The 16,329-nt window shown below is 53.9% G+C and carries 18 protein-coding genes; 9 read left to right on the forward strand and 9 right to left on the reverse strand.

What is annotated here, in order from left to right; all coding sequences use genetic code 11:
• Positions 1-22: 22 nt before the first annotated feature.
• Complete coding sequence (gene ubiA, locus AC0VXT_RS03800; RefSeq protein WP_475547566.1) at positions 23-976, reverse strand: 4-hydroxybenzoate octaprenyltransferase; 954 nt, start codon at positions 974-976, stop codon at positions 23-25.
• A gap of 73 nt (positions 977-1,049) precedes the next feature.
• Between ubiA and AC0VXT_RS03805 the strand changes: the two genes are divergently transcribed.
• The 3 genes from AC0VXT_RS03805 to AC0VXT_RS03815 all read left to right on the forward strand — a co-directional run bounded on the left by AC0VXT_RS03805 (position 1,050) and on the right by AC0VXT_RS03815 (position 3,605).
• A complete protein-coding gene (locus AC0VXT_RS03805) occupies positions 1,050-1,850 on the forward strand; it encodes a 16S rRNA (uracil(1498)-N(3))-methyltransferase (RefSeq protein ID WP_475547567.1) in 801 nt (266 codons plus the stop codon).
• 11 nt (positions 1,851-1,861) lie between these two features.
• Positions 1,862-3,232, forward strand: a complete 1,371-nt coding sequence (locus AC0VXT_RS03810; protein ID WP_475547568.1) for a glutamate--cysteine ligase — start codon at positions 1,862-1,864, stop codon at positions 3,230-3,232.
• Positions 3,233-3,302: 70 nt separating this feature from the next.
• Positions 3,303-3,605 carry a chorismate mutase gene (locus AC0VXT_RS03815; RefSeq protein ID WP_475547569.1) on the forward strand — a complete coding sequence of 101 codons (303 nt, stop codon included), beginning with the start codon at positions 3,303-3,305 and terminating at the stop codon, positions 3,603-3,605.
• An 18-nt stretch (positions 3,606-3,623) separates the two neighbouring features.
• Here AC0VXT_RS03815 and glpD read toward each other — a convergent pair whose 3' ends face one another.
• The 5 genes from glpD to phnD form a co-directional block, all read right to left on the reverse strand.
• Entirely contained in the window at positions 3,624-5,144 is a 1,521-nt protein-coding gene (gene glpD / locus AC0VXT_RS03820; protein ID WP_475547570.1) for a glycerol-3-phosphate dehydrogenase, read from the reverse strand.
• 1 nt (position 5,145) lies between these two features.
• Positions 5,146-5,970: a phosphonate ABC transporter, permease protein PhnE gene (phnE, locus tag AC0VXT_RS03825; RefSeq protein ID WP_022734081.1), complete on the reverse strand. Its 825-nt coding sequence runs from the start codon at positions 5,968-5,970 to the stop codon at positions 5,146-5,148.
• Positions 5,964-6,770: a phosphonate ABC transporter, permease protein PhnE gene (phnE, locus tag AC0VXT_RS03830; protein ID WP_101301891.1), complete on the reverse strand. Its 807-nt coding sequence runs from the start codon at positions 6,768-6,770 to the stop codon at positions 5,964-5,966. The genes phnE (AC0VXT_RS03825) and phnE (AC0VXT_RS03830) overlap by 7 nt, the downstream gene beginning before the upstream one ends.
• A complete protein-coding gene (phnC, locus tag AC0VXT_RS03835) occupies positions 6,767-7,564 on the reverse strand; it encodes a phosphonate ABC transporter ATP-binding protein (protein ID WP_022734079.1) in 798 nt (265 codons plus the stop codon). Before phnC ends, phnE (AC0VXT_RS03830) begins: the two co-directional genes overlap by 4 nt.
• 77 nt (positions 7,565-7,641) lie before the next feature.
• Positions 7,642-8,610 carry a phosphate/phosphite/phosphonate ABC transporter substrate-binding protein gene (phnD, locus tag AC0VXT_RS03840; RefSeq protein ID WP_475547571.1) on the reverse strand — a complete coding sequence of 323 codons (969 nt, stop codon included), beginning with the start codon at positions 8,608-8,610 and terminating at the stop codon, positions 7,642-7,644.
• Positions 8,611-8,844: 234 nt separating this feature from the next.
• On the opposite strand from phnD, the gene AC0VXT_RS03845 reads away from it, so the two are divergent.
• A complete protein-coding gene (locus AC0VXT_RS03845) occupies positions 8,845-9,642 on the forward strand; it encodes a DeoR/GlpR family DNA-binding transcription regulator (RefSeq protein WP_475547572.1) in 798 nt (265 codons plus the stop codon).
• A gap of 139 nt (positions 9,643-9,781) precedes the next feature.
• Positions 9,782-11,173 (forward strand): class II fumarate hydratase, encoded by a 1,392-nt coding sequence (gene fumC, locus AC0VXT_RS03850; RefSeq protein WP_475547573.1) that lies wholly within the window; start codon positions 9,782-9,784, stop codon positions 11,171-11,173.
• Positions 11,174-11,241: 68 nt separating this feature from the next.
• On the opposite strand, the gene AC0VXT_RS03855 is transcribed toward fumC, so the two are convergent.
• Positions 11,242-11,721 (reverse strand): DUF2867 domain-containing protein, encoded by a 480-nt coding sequence (locus AC0VXT_RS03855; RefSeq protein ID WP_475547574.1) that lies wholly within the window; start codon positions 11,719-11,721, stop codon positions 11,242-11,244.
• 61 nt (positions 11,722-11,782) lie between these two features.
• Here AC0VXT_RS03855 and AC0VXT_RS03860 point away from each other — a divergent pair, with 61 nt between their 5' ends.
• The 4 genes from AC0VXT_RS03860 to AC0VXT_RS03875 all read left to right on the forward strand — a co-directional run bounded on the left by AC0VXT_RS03860 (position 11,783) and on the right by AC0VXT_RS03875 (position 14,195).
• The gene (locus tag AC0VXT_RS03860) at positions 11,783-12,280 is read left to right on the forward strand and encodes a hypothetical protein (RefSeq protein ID WP_475547575.1); all 498 of its coding nucleotides are present in this window, start codon (positions 11,783-11,785) and stop codon (positions 12,278-12,280) included.
• Between the two features lie 69 nt (positions 12,281-12,349).
• Positions 12,350-12,871, forward strand: a complete 522-nt coding sequence (locus AC0VXT_RS03865; protein WP_475547576.1) for a copper chaperone PCu(A)C — start codon at positions 12,350-12,352, stop codon at positions 12,869-12,871.
• Positions 12,872-12,984: 113 nt separating this feature from the next.
• On the forward strand, positions 12,985-13,488 hold the full coding sequence (locus AC0VXT_RS03870) for a cupin domain-containing protein (RefSeq protein ID WP_475547577.1): 504 nt from the start codon (positions 12,985-12,987) through the stop codon (positions 13,486-13,488).
• Between the two features lie 50 nt (positions 13,489-13,538).
• The gene (locus AC0VXT_RS03875; RefSeq protein ID WP_475547578.1) at positions 13,539-14,195 is read left to right on the forward strand and encodes a LysE family translocator; all 657 of its coding nucleotides are present in this window, start codon (positions 13,539-13,541) and stop codon (positions 14,193-14,195) included.
• Between the two features lie 125 nt (positions 14,196-14,320).
• Here the strand turns inward: AC0VXT_RS03875 and AC0VXT_RS03880 are convergent, their stop codons facing one another.
• Both AC0VXT_RS03880 and dppD read right to left on the reverse strand, forming a co-directional pair.
• Positions 14,321-15,316 (reverse strand): peptide ABC transporter ATP-binding protein, encoded by a 996-nt coding sequence (locus tag AC0VXT_RS03880; RefSeq protein WP_475547579.1) that lies wholly within the window; start codon positions 15,314-15,316, stop codon positions 14,321-14,323.
• On the reverse strand, positions 15,316-16,329 hold the full coding sequence (dppD, locus tag AC0VXT_RS03885; protein ID WP_475547580.1) for a dipeptide ABC transporter ATP-binding protein: 1,014 nt from the start codon (positions 16,327-16,329) through the stop codon (positions 15,316-15,318). The genes AC0VXT_RS03880 and dppD overlap by 1 nt, the downstream gene beginning before the upstream one ends.

Consider the following 16,329-nt stretch of genomic DNA (forward strand, 5'->3'; position numbering starts at 1 on the left):
CCCAGCCCCACCGCGTTAGATATCAGGCAATGGCAATCAGGTGCGAAATCACGATTGCGCCGAGAACCAGCAAACCGTAATCGCGGTTGGATTTAAATCGTTTCAGACAGTTTGCCGCATCATCAAGTTTCACCGTCGCGACCTGCCAGCCAAGATGAATGCCTGCAAGGCCCAGAAGGACGAAATACGACCAGTGCAGATCGGCCAGCATCCCGGCAACGCCAAGCAACAAGGTGGTCATGGTATAAAACCCCTTGGCCCATTTCGGGGTTGCATCCCCCAGACGCAGGGCCAGTGATTTCAGGCCGATTTTTTCATCATCGTCCTTGTCCTGATGGGCGTAAATCGTGTCATAGCCCAGCGTCCAGAAGAACCCGGCGGCGTACATTGCAATGGCGGCGGGTTCCACCGTTCCGGTTATCGCCGTCCACCCGACCAAGGCACCCCAGTTAAACGCCAGACCAAGGCAGGCCTGCGGCCAATAGGTGACGCGTTTCATGAACGGGTAGGTGATGATGATCGGTAAGGAACAAACGCCGACAATGATCGCCTCAATACGGAACTGCACCAGAATGGCGAGGCCCAGCAACAAGATGACACCAAGGAACAGCAACGCCTGCCAGACTTTTACCTGACCACTGGGAAGCGGGCGCGTGGTGGTGCGTTCGACCTTGCCATCAAAATTACGATCCGCCAGATCATTGATCACACAGCCAGCCCCGCGCATGATCAGGGCACCAACCCCAAACAGTGCCATCATGATGACAATCTGCTTTGCGGTGATGTCGGCGGTTATGCTGCCCGCCATGGCGGTTGACCACCAGCAGGGCAACAGCAAAAGCCACGTGCCAATCGGCCGGTCAAGGCGCAGCAATTTCAGATAGGGGCGTGCGGGGGCTGGTACAAAACGGTCAATCCAGCCGTCTTGGGGCATATCATTTTTGCCAGTCTGTATTGGTTGGTTGACCTGTGTCATAATCGACCTATGTAACGCCTAACGAATTCAAACCCGGCCATTTATCGGCTTTGGGCTATGTTTGAGGATATCCATGACAGCAGACGCCGCCCGTGCGCGCCAACGCCTTTTCGTCTCTGATCCTATCACGCCGGGATGCGAGATCGAACTTTCCCCTGAACAGTCTCATTACCTTGAACATGTGATGCGGCTCAAGCCCGGAACGCCGGTAAAGATATTTAATGGTCTTGATGGCGAGTGGTTGGCAACCATAAGCGAGCTTCGTAAAAAGAAGGGAAGTGTCGCTGTTGAAAGTCAATTGCGCGCACAAGGGACCGAAGTCGGGCCGACACTTGTCTTTGCCCCGATCAAAAAGCAGCGGCTTGATTTCCTGATCGAAAAGGCTGTCGAAATGGGGGTCGGGCGACTGCAGCCCGTCATTACGCAGCACGGCATTACCGATAAAGTGCGCATTGATCGATTGCAGGCACAGGTGATTGAAGCGGCCGAGCAGTGCGAACGCCTGACGGTGCCAGAAATATTTAAACCAGTGCGTCTTCTCGATTGGGTGGCAAATTGCCCGGAAAACCACCATTTGCTGTTCTGTGACGAAACGGGATCCGGGTCACCAATTGGTGAAGTGCTAAGTCAGCTATTGGCAAAGGGCGCTGGCTCGGCTATCGACAATGTCAATGTTATTAACCATGCACTCGTGATTGGACCTGAAGGCGGCTTTAGCGCCGACGAACTTGAACGTATCCGCAAACAGTCTTTTGCCACACCTGTCAGTCTCGGTCCGCGAATCCTGCGTGCTGAAACGGCGGCAATTGCTGCTTTAACGGTGTTTCAGGATCGCCTCGGCGATTGGTCAAACCAACCGGTTGCGAGAGATTAGGGGAAGCCCTTATGACTGTCAGCGCCTCCACTGGTGATAGTCCGGCCATTGAAAGCCGGCACCAGCTTGTCGAATGGTTCGAGTCCGGCTCTACGCCAAAAAGTGACTGGGCCATCGGTACCGAACACGAAAAATTCGCCTTTACCCGCGATGATCTTCGCCCGATCCCCTACGAGGGGGAACGCGGTGTTAAAACCCTTCTTACCGAACTTGCCCGAAGATTTGACTGGGAACCGGTCATTGAAAACGGCAATGTGATTGCCCTTACCAAAGACAAATGTTCTGTATCTCTCGAACCGGGTGGGCAGATTGAATTGTCGGGTGCTCCACTTAAAAACATTCACCAGACCTGTGGTGAAGTGCATACCCATCTTCATGAAGTGCGCGAAATTTGCGATGGTCTTGGCATCGATATGCTTGGTGTCGGGCATAATCCGAAATGGGCGCGTGAGGATATCCCGTGGATGCCCAAGGGGCGCTACGCGATCATGGGCGAATATATGCCAAAGGTCGGTAATCTCGGCCTTGATATGATGCTGCGGACCTCGACCATTCAGGTCAATCTGGACTACGCGTCCGAGGCCGACATGGTCAAAAAATTCAGAACGTCTTTGGCTTTGCAGCCAGTTGCGACAGCCCTTTTTGCCGCGTCCCCGTTTGTTGATGGCAAGCCAAGTGGTTTTCTGTCTGCACGGTCGAACGTCTGGACCGATACCGACCCGGATCGCTGCGGCATGTTGCCATTTGTGTTTGAAGACGGTTTTGGCTTTGAACGCTATGTCGATTACATGCTTGATGTGCCGATGTATTTTGTCTACCGCGATGGCAAATACATCAATGCGGCGGGCAAATCATTCCGTGATTTCATGGATGGCAAACTTGATGTTTTGCCCGGTGAACGCCCGACCATGAATGACTGGTCAGATCATATGACCACAGCCTTCCCGGAAGTGCGTCTTAAAAAGTTTCTTGAGATGCGTGGGGCGGATGGCGGCCCGTGGAAACGCATTTGTGCGTTGCCGGCGTTCTGGGTTGGCTTGCTTTATGATGACGCGGCACTGGACGCGGCATGGAATTTGGTCAGTGATTTGAGCACCTCCGAGCGCGAAGCATTGCGCAACGATGTGCCGCGCACGGCCCTTGCCACCAAGTTCAAAAACGGCACGGTTCAGGACCTGTCCAAAGAGGTTCTGGCAATCGCCAAGCAAGGCTTGAAAAACCGTGGCCGCATGGATGGCTATGGCGATGATGAAAGCCACTTCCTTGACAGCCTCGAAGACGTCGCCGAAAGCGGTCGGACCTTGGCCGAGGAATTTTTGGATAAATATGAAACTGAATGGAACGGATCGGTCGATCCGCTGTTCAAGGAATATGCCTACTAAGGCAACGGATCAGGCGGTGAGAAATCACCGCCTTTTTTGTCATGAAAACACATCAGGAAACCTTGCTGCCATGTCTGCCAAAGCCAATCACTGCGAAACCATGTTTGACGTTCGTGAAAATGTGGATCGTGTTGATCGATTGTTGGTCGCATTGATGGCCGAACGGTTGAACTATATCGAACAGGCCGCACGGATTAAGCCATCCCGCGATGCGGTCCGTGATGAAGACCGCATCGAGGATGTGATTGCCAAGATAAAGGCGCAGTGTCGCATTGATGGGTTTGACGAAGACATGGCTGAACGCATGTGGCGCGCAATGATGGAAGATTTCATTGCCCATGAATTCATCAAATGGGATGACCTGCGCGATTAAGTTTCGTGTTCCTTGGGGTTATTGTGCAGCCTGACCAAGTCGGGCTTGGGTGGCAAACCAGTGGGTAACTGCGTCGACCTGATCAGACTGCATCCCGAGGCCAAGCTTGGTCCGGCGCCACAAAACATCGTCTGTGGTGGTGGCCCATTCATTGGCAATCAGGTAGAGCAACTCACATTCATACAGATTTGGCGCAACCTCTTGTCCTAATTGTGAAATTTCAGAGGCATCGCCAATAATCCTGTAAAGGGCCGTGCCATAGCATCGGGCCAGACGGTGCAAAAGTACATCCGGCACCCAGTCGAACCTGGCCTTGGCGGTGGCAAGGAAACGATCAAAATCGCCATCCTCCATATCCCCGCCCGGAAGGATGGCCGAGGCTGTCCAGTCTGGTGCAGTGTTGCCCAGAACCGGGCCAAGCTTTTGCATCGCGTGTTCGGCAAGCCTGCGATAGGTGGTTATTTTGCCGCCATAGATCGACAGGATCGCCGGGGCGTTTTCGGTGTCCTCGGTATCAAGATCAAACACATAATCGCGGGTTACGGCAGATGCATTGGCGTTCTTGTCATCATAAAGCGGACGCACACCAGCATAGTCCCAAACGATTTCATCGCGCGTGACGGGTTTGGCGAGATACCCATTGACCAGTTCAAGCAGGTAGTCGATTTCATCGCTGCTGATTTTGACTTTGGCCGGATCACCGTCATAGGGAATGTCGGTGGTGCCGATCAGGGTGTATTCGCGCTGATAGGGGATGGCAAAGGCAATCCGTCCATCGCCGTTCTGGAAGATATAGCAATGATCATGGTCGTGAATGCGCGGGACAATGATGTGGCTGCCCTTGACCAGACGCAGGCCAGCGGCCTTATCCCCAAGTCCGGCATTCTGCACCATTTCGGTTACCCATGGACCGGCGGCATTGACCACCGAACGGGCCCGGACCACTTGCGTTGAGCCATCGTCTTGCGACAGTTGGGCGTTCCAGTGATCCGCATGACGGACCAGACTTTTACATTGTGTCCGGGTGCGAATTTCAGCGCCATGTGCCTGTGCGTCCTGCGCATTAAGCACAACAAGACGTGCATCATCGACCCAGCAGTCGGAATAGGAAAAGCCGCTGCCAAATGTTGCCTTTAACGGATCACCTTTGGGCGTCCCGTTAAGTGATACGGAACGCGATCCGGGCAAGCGTTTACGCCTTGCCAGATGGTCATACAAAAATAGCCCGGCCCGCAGCATCCATTTTGGGCGCAAACCTTTATGGTGCGGCAAAACAAAGGTCAGGGGCCAGATAATATGAGGGGCAGCGGATAACAGAATTTCACGTTCCTGAAGGGCTTCGCGCACCAACCGGAATTCGTAATGTTCAAGATATCTAAGGCCGCCATGGATAAGTTTGGTCGAGGAGGAAGACGTGGCCGAGGCAAGGTCGCGCTGTTCGACCAAAAGAACAGACAGTCCGCGACCGGCGGCATCACGGGCAATACCAGCCCCATTGATGCCGCCGCCTACGACCAGAAGGTCGTACGTTTTTGTCACGTTAGATCACCTTCTTACGCAAGTAAGCCGAGATCGCCTCGCCAATGATGACAAGACCGATAATCGCCAGAAGGATCGTCGCAACGGTTTGCCAGGCAAACGTATCAATCGCACCCTGAAGGATGATGCCGATACCACCAGCCCCGACAAGACCGAGAACCGTGCTTTCGCGAAGGTTGATGTCCCAACGCAGGATCGATACGGCAAAGAAGGTCGGCATGACTTGCGGGATTACGCCGTAAATCAGGATTTTGAACCGCGATGCACCAACTGCCTCAAGGGCCTCGATCGGAGCACGGTCAATTTCCTCAATCGCCTCGCCAAGCAATTTGCCAAGGAAGCCAAGCGATCTGAAGACAATGGCCAGAATACCAGCCAGAACCCCCGGGCCAAACACCGCGACAAACAGCAATGCCCAGATAATGGTGTTGACCGAGCGTGACGACACCAGAATGAACCGGCCAAGCCACAGGGTATAGCGGTTTGGCGTTGTGTTCTGGGCCGAAATCAGCGCAATCGGCAAGGATAGGAAAACGGCAAAGAATGTCGCGATGGTCGCGATATTGATCGTTTCCAAAAGCGTCCATGCGATGTCTTTCCAGCCCTCAAGCGAAGGCGGGAACATACGACCAAACAGATCGCCCATCTGTTGCGGGGCATCCCACAACCATGGCCAGATGACATTGATCGTCGATAGTGACCAGACAACCGCAAGTGCGACAAGCCCCATCGCCCCAAAACGCTGCCAGCGTTGCTTGGAGGTATAGCGCGCCCATTCGCGATGCGCGATGGCGTCAGGGCCGGAATTTTGTGTGGTGGCTACCATAGGTTCCTCCTGATCCGGCCGCTGATGGCTTCACTGACAAGGATAACGGCAATGATGCACAGCGTAATCGCCAGCGCGAAGTCATAGTCATAGCGCCCAAACGCATTGAGCAGGGTCGATCCGATACCACCGGCCCCGACGATGCCAACAATGGCGGATGCACGCAGGTTGCTATCAAGCTGATAGATCGAAAGACCAATCTGACGCGGCATGATTTGCGGGATCACGGCATAGAGCATGGTGACGAACGTGCCACCCCCGGCTGCTTTAATGGCTTCGACCTGACCCCAATCGATTTCCTCAATCCGTTCGGCCAGCATTTTGGCCACGAACCCGATGGAATAGATGGTCAGGGTCAAGATGCCAGCCAGGGGACCAAAACCAACTGCCTTCACAAAGAGGATGGCAACGATCACCGGATGGAAGGAACGTGCGACGATGATCACGCCACGCCCAATGGTGTAAAGCCATTTGGGCGCAACGTTTGAGGCCGATGCAAAGGCAATCGGAATGCTAAGAGCCAGACCAAGCAAGGTCGAGACAATCGCGATCTTGATGCTTTCCATAAAGCCGTCAAACAGCAATTCACCGCGTAGGAAGCTGGGGGGGAAGGCCCCCTTAAAGATACGTATGGCGCGCGGGATGCCTTGCTGAATACGTTCCCAATCGAATGGTAGGGTGGTGATCGCCCACCAGACATAGGCCGCAATCCCAATGATCAGCGCCCAACGGATCGCCGGATTGGCGATGAAGGGGGGCTTTTTCCAGGTGCGACCCGTTTTTTCAACGGTCGTATTCATTTTGCCGCAACCTCACGCAAATGAGTGCTGCTTTCGGCGCCGCCGCGTTCTTCGGCCGGAACACCGGCATAGATTTCATCCATGGCGTCATTGCTCAGATCGACAGGTTCGCCATCGAAAATGATGCGACCAAACCGCATCCCAACGATACGCTGGGTATATTCCTTGGCTTCGTTAACATTATGGATGTTGATCAGAACCGGCAGCTGCAGCTCGGATGCGAGTGCGCGCAACAGTTCCATGATCTGACGCGATGTTTTCGGATCCAGCGATGCGGTCGGCTCGTCGGCCAGCAGAATTTCCGGTTCCTGCATCAGGGCGCGCACAACACCAACACGTTGGCGTTCACCACCGGAAAGTTCACTGGCACGTTTATTGGCATAGTGGGCAATGCCGACACGTTCCATCAGATGGAAAGCGCGGTCGATGTCTTCTTGCGGATATTTGCGGCTGACAGCGCGCCATGCCGGAAGGTAACCGAGACGGCCAGATTGAACGTTTTCCATGACCGTCAGGCGTTCAATCAGATTAAAGCCCTGAAACACCATACCAATGCGGCGGCGCGCGAGGCGCAGCGACTTACCTTCCAGCTTGGTCAGTTCAGTGCCGTTTAATTCGATGGAGCCTGAAGATGGCTCAACAAGGCGGTTGATACAGCGCAACAAGGTGCTTTTACCAGCACCAGACGCGCCGATGATTGAAACGACACTTTCGCCCGGCACTTCTAGGTTCAGGTTTTTCAACACTGCCTTTTCGTCGCCATAGCGTTTTACGAGTTCTTTGATACGCAGCATTGCGTTACCCCGGATATAAATGGGCCATTGCAGGGCCCGAAATCATCAGGCCCTGCTGTGGTGTGCGATGGTGTGAATTATTTCAGGTTGTCAGGGGTGTATTTGACACCGTTGGCAGCCTGAATTTCGCGAATAACGGCCCAGTCATCCTGATAGGTGACCGGCAGGAATTTCGAGACACCTTTGAACTCTTCGCCAAGGGCAGTGCCCTTCATGTCGAAGGTAAAGAAGGCTTCTTTGATTTTCTCGACCAGTTCAGGCTTCAGATTGTGGGCATAGTTGAACGAAGTGGTCGGGAAAGGCTTGCTCTCGTAAATGATTTTGACTTCTTTGGGATCATACAGATCACGCTGCGCCATACGTTCAACCACCTCGGATGCGACCGGGGCAGCGTCATAGTCGCCAGCAACAACGCCAAGGATCGACTGGTCGTGCGAGCCGGAATAGACAACTTCGTAATCCTGTTCAGGAACGATGCCCTGACCCGGAAGAAGTGCACGCGGAGCAAGGTTGCCCGAGTTCGAGGTCGGTGAGGTGTGCGCAACGCGCTTGCCCTTAAGGTCGGCAACCGTGTCAATGCCGCTGTCGGTGCGGGTATAAAGCTGAAGCGTATAACCAAAACGACCATCATCCGCACCCATCAGGGCAAACGGAACCGCACCGGCAAGGTTCACCGCAAACGGGGTCGGCCCGGTCGAGAAGCCGGCAACATGCAGGCGGCCTGAACGCATGGCTTCAACTTCGGCAGAGTTCGACTGAACTGCAAAGAAGTGAACGTCTTTGCCAGTGACTTTTTCGAGATGTTCAAGGAACGGATTCCAGATATCTGCATAAACCGCAGGGTCTTCGACCGGGGTATAGGCAAAGACGAGGGTATCAGGATCAACCAGCTGATCCGCAGCCGGTGCATCTGCAACCAGATCGCCATCCATATCGCAATAGATCTGATCAAGATCGCCGCGCGCAATGCAATCATCCGCCGCATGAGCCGGAGCGGATGCCATGCCAACCATACCGATTGCTGCGAGCAAGGTGGTGAGCTTCAATGTGTCTGTTTTTTTCGAATGTGAAAACACGATGTTGTGACCTTTCTTCCCTATGAAAGCCGGGTTTTCCCAGCGATTTTGTGATTTTGTGGTTTTGGTATTGTTACTTTTCCCAACATTATGAATTTGAAAAAGTTTGGAAATCAACACAAAACTGTAACAAAAGGTTTCCATCAATATTGCTAAAGTTCTCCGTAAGTCAGGTAAAACGCCAGTATTGGGGGAGGAATTGCTTTGCGAATTGGAAAAAAACAACGCCAGCAGAGCATTCTGCAGGAACTCAAGCTCCATCCGCATGTGAGAGTTGCCACATTGGCGGAGCGATTCGACGTTGCGACCGAAACCATTCGCCGTGATCTTGATGCGCTCAGCGAAGATGGCTTGATCAAGCGCGAGTTCGGCGGGGCATCGGCGGGCCCCATGGGACATCAGCCTGACCTGATCGAACGTCAATCAACCGCAGTGGCCGGACTGGACCGTATTGGTATGCTTGCGGCCAATCTGGTGCGCCCGGGTGATGTTGTGATGATTGATGCCGGATCAACAGTGGCCCAGCTGGCACCGTATCTTGCACTAAACGGCGGAACACAGGCACGCACATTTATCACCAACTGCTATGCGGTGGTTCATGGCATGGGCGATGTGGCCGACCGTGATGACGTGGTGATGTGTCCGGGTGGCTTTGATGTTCGCGAAAATGCCGTGTACGGAAGTGACACCATTGATTTCCTGCGCCGGTTTCACGCCAATATCGCCTTTATCGGTGCGTCGGGTGTCTCTTGGCCGGGCTTTAGTGATGTAAACCGGCGTGCGGTTGCGGTCAAACGTGCGATGATGGAGCGGTCTGACGAAACCTGGTTGATGGTGGATCACACCAAATTTGATCAGCGTTATCTTGAAAATGTCGCCCCGATTGAGGCCCTGACCGGGATCATCACGGATCTGGTGCCGTCGCAGAAAACCATCTCGCAACTTCAGCGCGCAGGCATCAAGCTTGTGACGTGGCAGGACGCCCAAACGAAGATCGCCTGACATCTTAAGAATTGGTCTCAATCGGATTTGCGTTATGTCAGGTTCCAGACCATATTCCCCAAATGGCAGTACCGAGAGGATTGCCGTGCCGGGTTTCCCGCCCCGGTCAGTTTGTTTTCTGACACGGAGGATTTCTATCGTGACCAATCAAGTGACCACCCGTACCGAGCAAGATACCATGGGGGCCATTGATGTGCCCGCAGACCGGTATTGGGGGGCGCAAACACAGCGTTCCACCCAGAATTTCCGCATTGGCGGGGAGCGGATGCCAGATGCGCTGATCAAGGCGTTTGGTATTCAAAAACTTGCTGCAGCACGGGCCAATGTTGCGCTTGGAAATCTGGACGGGGAACTTGCACGTGCGATTGAAACGGCGGCGCGTGAAGTGGCCGATGGCAAGTTGCTGGATCATTTTCCATTGGTTGTCTGGCAAACAGGGTCGGGTACCCAGACCAACATGAACACCAATGAAGTGATCGCAAACCGCGCCTGTGAAATCCTTGGTAAACCGATGGGGCTGCGTGATCCTGTCCATCCCAATGACCATGTGAACCGTGGGCAATCATCGAACGACAGTTTCCCGGCGGCCATGCATATTGCGGCCGTGGTCGAGATTGAGGAAACCCTCAAACCGGCGTTAAAGCATCTGCGCAGTACCCTTGAAGCCAAGGAAAAAACGTTTGCCGATATCGTGAAAATTGGCCGAACCCATATGCAGGATGCCGTGCCCCTGACACTGGGGCAGGAATTTTCCGGCTATGCCATGCAAATTGAACTTGGTCTGGACCGCATTGATGATGCGATGAAACGTTTACGTAAACTCGCCCAAGGCGGGACTGCATTGGGCACCGGGCTGAATGCGCCAAAGGGCTTTGATATTGAATTTGCCAAACAGGCATCTGACATCACTGGCATTGCGTTTGAAACCGCCCAAAACAAGTTCGAAGCCTTGGCTGCCCATGATGCCTGCGTTGAAATGTCGGGTGTTATGAACGTTCTTGCGGCGTCTCTAATGAAGATTGGCAATGATATTCGCCTGCTTGGATCGGGGCCGCGTTGCGGGTTGGGTGAATTGGTCCTGCCAGCCAACGAACCGGGATCGTCGATCATGCCGGGCAAGGTCAACCCGACGCAGGCCGAGGCGCTTACCATGGTCTGCGCGCAGGTTATCGGCAATCATGTTGCGGTGACGGTTGGAGGATCAAACGGGCATCTTGACCTTAATGTGTTTAAACCGGTGATCATTTATAACCTGCTGCAATCGATCCGCCTGATCGCCGACGCATCCGCAAGCTTTGCCGACAATTGCATTGCCGGGCTGGAAGCCGATCAGGAAAAGATCGATCACTATGTCGAACAAAGTCTGATGCTGGTGACGGCCTTGGCGCCGCATATTGGCTATGACAATGCCGCCGCCGTTGCCAAAAAGGCGCATAAGGATCGTAGTAGCCTGAAAGAAGCAACCATCGCACTTGGTTTCCTTGACGGGGATAAATTCGATGAACTGGTTCAGGCGCGTGACATGATCTGATCGCGCAGGCATCGCATTTTTTGGATCAAAGGCCGGGCGGATATCAGTCCGGCCTTTGTTGTTAGAGCTTAACCGCCATAGGCCGCATTGAGCATCGTCGGAACAATCTTGCGGTGGAACGGCGTTATGGTCGCCAAGTACGCTTGGCCAAGAATATTATGGCGTTTTACGGCCGTGATGGCGCGGATCGCGGTCTGCCCCTCTGCGACATGATCAATTTCAATGACAAGTCGGAAATCAAGGTGCTTGTCGTTCAGCCCCAGAGTGATTGAGTCGTCCGCCCGTGCGATCACGGGGAAAATTCCAATAATGTTGGGGTTGTCAGGGTCATTTACGCCGGGCTTTAAGCCGAATGGTCGCATGACAAGATCGCGAACTTGCATCAATCGAGCGACCCAGACCGGTCGGGAATGCATGATCTTTTGCGCGGCGATTTCAGGGGTGATGCCCGTGTCGGATGTGGTGATGGAAAAACTGTCCGCCCAATCCGCATCTGGCAGTGCTGGGTGAGGCAGAGTGACGGGATTGGCAATTGCATATGTATGCATGGAGGGGGCCAATCGCATTATTTTGGCGTGGTCATAATCATGTGTTTGCGATGGCTTTACAATGATCAATGTCATTGCGAAGGGACGCTATATCGTGCATATCAGGGATATGCCTGTTTTTGCCTGTTCACATAGTGCCAGTTATGCCCGACTTTTAAGCCGTTTGCTTCAGGTCTGGGGCATGGCGTGTGTTGTTTTGCTGGCCGGTGTTACACAATCGGGCTTTATCCCGGCATTTTTGGGCGGGCAGGGGATCGGTGTTTCTGGCGCACAGGCCGCACCCGGTGGTGATCTTCTGCTGATCTGCACACCCGATGGTATTCGCGCCGTATCGCTCAGTGGGGAGGACTTGCCGACGCCAGATGGCGAGAATAATACCGCGCACGGGTTCTGTTCCCTTTGTGCGACTCACCATGGTGTATTTGTTGATCTGGGTGTGCCTGACATTGCTCCGATGTCAAAGATCGGTCACATCACCTATGCCCATGCCATCGGCGTGGCAGCGGGCCATGAAATTCCGCGTATCCGTCATTCGCGTGCACCACCGGTTTCTGTCTGATTTCAAACCACAACCCATTGATGAAATTGGCCTTGCACGGATTACAGGCCAAAAGACGGATGAAATCCCATGAAAAAACTGTTTGCTGTTATCGCGACCATCACATCGCTGTTTGTTGTTTCCAGCGCCTTCGCCGCGGATATCGAAATCAAGGACGCATGGTCCAAAGCATCGCTTGGTCAGGTGCGTAACGGTGTTGCTTTCCTTGAAGTCGTCAATCACGGTGACGCGGATCGGGTTGTTGGCGTACGCAGTGATCTGGCGGAAAAAACCGAACTGCATACCCACATCATGGCCAACAACGTCATGAAGATGCGCCAGGTCGAAGGCGGTATTGATGTGCCGATGCACGGCACTGTCATGTTCAAGCCGGGCAGCTATCACGTCATGCTGATGGGCCTGAAAAAGCCGCTTACCGAAGGCGAAATGATCAACGTGACGCTTGAATTTGAAAAAGCGGGTGATGTGCCGGTGATGATCAATGTGCTTGGTCCGCTTGCCAAAGGGCCGGCTGGCATGGGCGAAATGGATCATGGCGAGATGAACCACGGCGAAATGGACCATGACAAGATGGATCACAAAACCAACTAGGTGTGTGACCCCATCAAGTCGGGCTGAATATATCAGGGGGAAGGTTTGCGCCTTTCCCCTTTCTTCGTCATGATGTCGGGAAATAAATGCCGTTGATTAAAGGGAAGTACTCCATGCCAGATGCCATCACGATTGACGACCTGATCGCAAAACTCGGCCTGCAACCCCACCCCGAAGGCGGATATTACGCCGAAACATTCCGGTCTTTCGAAACCTGTAATCCGGGCAACCGGTATCTGGGAGTGCGCAGTACGGGAACAGCGATTTACTATCTTCTGACCCCAGATACCTTTTCAGGCATGCACATCCTGACCAGTGACGAGATTTTCCATCATTATCTGGGCGATGTGGTTGAACAGCTTCAGCTGTTTGAAGATGGCACGCATAAGCATGTTGAAATCGGAACCGATCTTTTCGCCGGGCAAACCCCGCAAATGGTTGTGCCGAAAAATGTATGGCAAGGGGCCCGCCTGAAACCGGGCGGAAAGTTCGCACTTTTGGGCTGTACCGTGGCACCCGGATTTGATTTTTCCGATTTCTCGATGGGCAAGCGTACGGCACTCACGGGGAAATGGCCCGCCGCATCGGAAATGATTACGTCATTGACGCGCGATTGATTTTAGGGCGCAATCAGGGCGTCACTTATTTTCGATCAGGACGTTTCGATATGCAGCTTGAAACATGGCTTTTATTCATAGGTACGACATTCTTTGTGTCAATCGCCCCTGGGCCCAACAATCTTCTGGCGATGTTCAACGGCGCGCGGCACGGTGTGTCCGCGGCGGCTGTGGGCGGGATTGGTCGGCTGATTGCCTTTGCCTTGATGATCACTGTGACGGCGATGGGGCTTGGCATTGTTTTGGGTGCCAGCGAAATCGCCTTTGGGATCATCAAATGGGGCGGGGCGGTTTATCTGGTCTATCTTGGCCTTAAAAGCTGGTTTGCCAAAGTATCGGAAGGAAAGGATGTTGGTTCTGATGGCACGGCTGAAGCCCTGATGCCCTATCCCGGTGCGAAGACTTTGGCGCGCACGGAATTCTTTACCGCCATCGGCAACCCAAAAGCGATCCTGTTTTTCACCGCCCTTTTTCCGCAATTTTTGGCACCCGATGTCGCCTATGGCGGGCAGTTTGCCGTGATGGGGGCAACGTTTATCGCACTTGAAGGCATGGTTTTACTGGGCTACGGGCTGATCGGTGGTCAGGTCAAGGGTGTGATCCGCTCAGCACGCCACATGCGCGGGCTCAACCGTATCAGCGGTTCGTTGTTGATGGCAGCGGGTGTTTTGCTGGCCTTTACCAGCCGGTCACGAAGCGCGGTCTGATCATCCCGACAGTAGTATGCGGAAACACCCCTGAAATGCGCAGGGGCGCAGCTGGTTACAGCGCGCCCCCTTGCTCCCTTGTCTACCCGGAAAACCTGTTTGGCAATCCGGGCGATCACCTGTTGTCAGGCGATTTCTTCGACCCGATGGCACGCAACCTCGCGGCCTTCGAACATGCGCAGTTCCGGGCGGACCCGTGCACAGTGTTCGTTGGCGAACGGGCAGCGTTTATGAAACGCACAGCCCGATGGCGGGTTGATCGGCGAAGGCAGCTCACCGGTAAGCGGTTCTGCCTTCACGCGTTGTGCCGGATCAATCTTTGGCGCCGATGCCAAAAGTGCCCGTGTATAGGGGTGTAATGGCTTGGCAAAGATTTCTTCGGTCGGTCCTTTTTCCGCGACGCGACCGAGATACATCACCATGACGTCATCTGCAATATGTCTGACAACAGAAAGATCGTGCGAGATGAAAACATAGGCGACATTCATCTCTTCCTGCAGGTCCATCATCAGATTGAGAACCTGTGCCTGAACCGACACGTCAAGGGCGGAAACCGGTTCGTCGGCTACGATGACTTTCGGTTCCAAAATCAGCGCACGCGCAATCGAGATGCGTTGACGCTGCCCACCGGAAAACATGTGTGGATAGCGGCCATAGAACTCAGGGCGCAGGCCAACCTTGGCCATTGTGTCGCGCACCCGTTCTTCGCGTTCCTTACGGCCAAGGTGATCCATATTAAGCAACACCGGCTCGCCAAGGATCTGACCGACTTTTTTGCGCGGGTTCAGTGACCCATACGGGTTCTGGAAAATCATCTGAACCGTGCGACGGAACATCTTGGCGTCTTTGTCGGAAAGATCACCGACAGCCTCACCATTGATTTTAAGCTGTCCGGCACTTGGCTTTTCAATCAGGGTCAACTGACGGCCAAGGGTCGATTTGCCACAGCCAGATTCCCCAACAACCGCCAAAGTCTTTTGGGCTTCAAGCGTAAACGAAACACCGTCCAGCGCCTTGACCGTGGCACTGGGTTTGCCAAGGCCACGATTAACATCGTAGTGGCGGACAAGATCATCGGATTCCAGCAACGGAACACCGGGTTTGGTATCGAGAAAGCTCATTATACTGTCTCCCCGGTAGTTTGGTCGGTGGCTTGACCTGTCGGCTGGCCTTGGTCATTCAGTGGATAAAAACACCGAACATCACGTCCGTTAAAATCGGTGACTTCCGGGCGATCCTGGATGCAGTGATCATTGGCGTAACGGCAACGCGGTGCCAGCAAACAGCCTTTCGGGCGGTCATACTGACCCGGAACCACGCCGGGGATGGTGCTCAGTCGGTCATTGCCTGTTGAACGTTCTGGCAATGCTTCAAGCAGGGCCTGCGTATAGGGATGACGCGGTGCTGCAAAGATGCTGTCGGCTGGGCCACTTTCAAACAGCTGACCGGCATACATGACCTGAATGCGGTTGGCGGCTTCTGACACCAGTGCAAGGTCATGGGTGATCAAAAGCAGTCCCATGTCGCTGTCGTCCTGCAATTTAAGCAGAAGGTCGATGATCTGGGCCTGAATGGTCACATCCAATGCCGTGGTCGGCTCATCGGCAATCAGAAGGCGCGGTTGACAGGCAATCGCCATGGCAATGACGATACGCTGGCTCATGCCGCCCGACAGTTGGTGCGGATAGGCCGTCATGCGTGACTTCGGATCGGGAATGCCGACCTGATTAAGCAGATCAAGTGTCCGTTCACGACGCTGCTTTTTGTTGCCGCCTTCATGGACCTTAAGCGCCTCCATGATTTGGGCTTCAACCGTAAAGCATGGATTAAGGGCCGACATCGGATCCTGAAAGATCATGGCGATGTCTTTGCCCGTAATCGCACGGCGTTTCTTGGCAGGCATTTTGAGAAGGTCCTGACCATCAAAGGTCAGGCTGTCTGCTGTCACGCGACCGGGAAAATCGATCAACCCCATAATCGCAAGCGACGACACAGATTTACCAGAGCCCGATTCACCGACGATGCCAAGGACTTCGCCGCGATCAACCGAGTAGCTTACTGAATCAACAGCACGAAACGGCTTGTCTTCGGAGCCGAACTCGACTGTCAGGTTTTTAACTTCGAGAAGAGCCAT

It is taken from the genome of Thalassospira sp. Z349TD_5, from assembly GCF_056173045.1.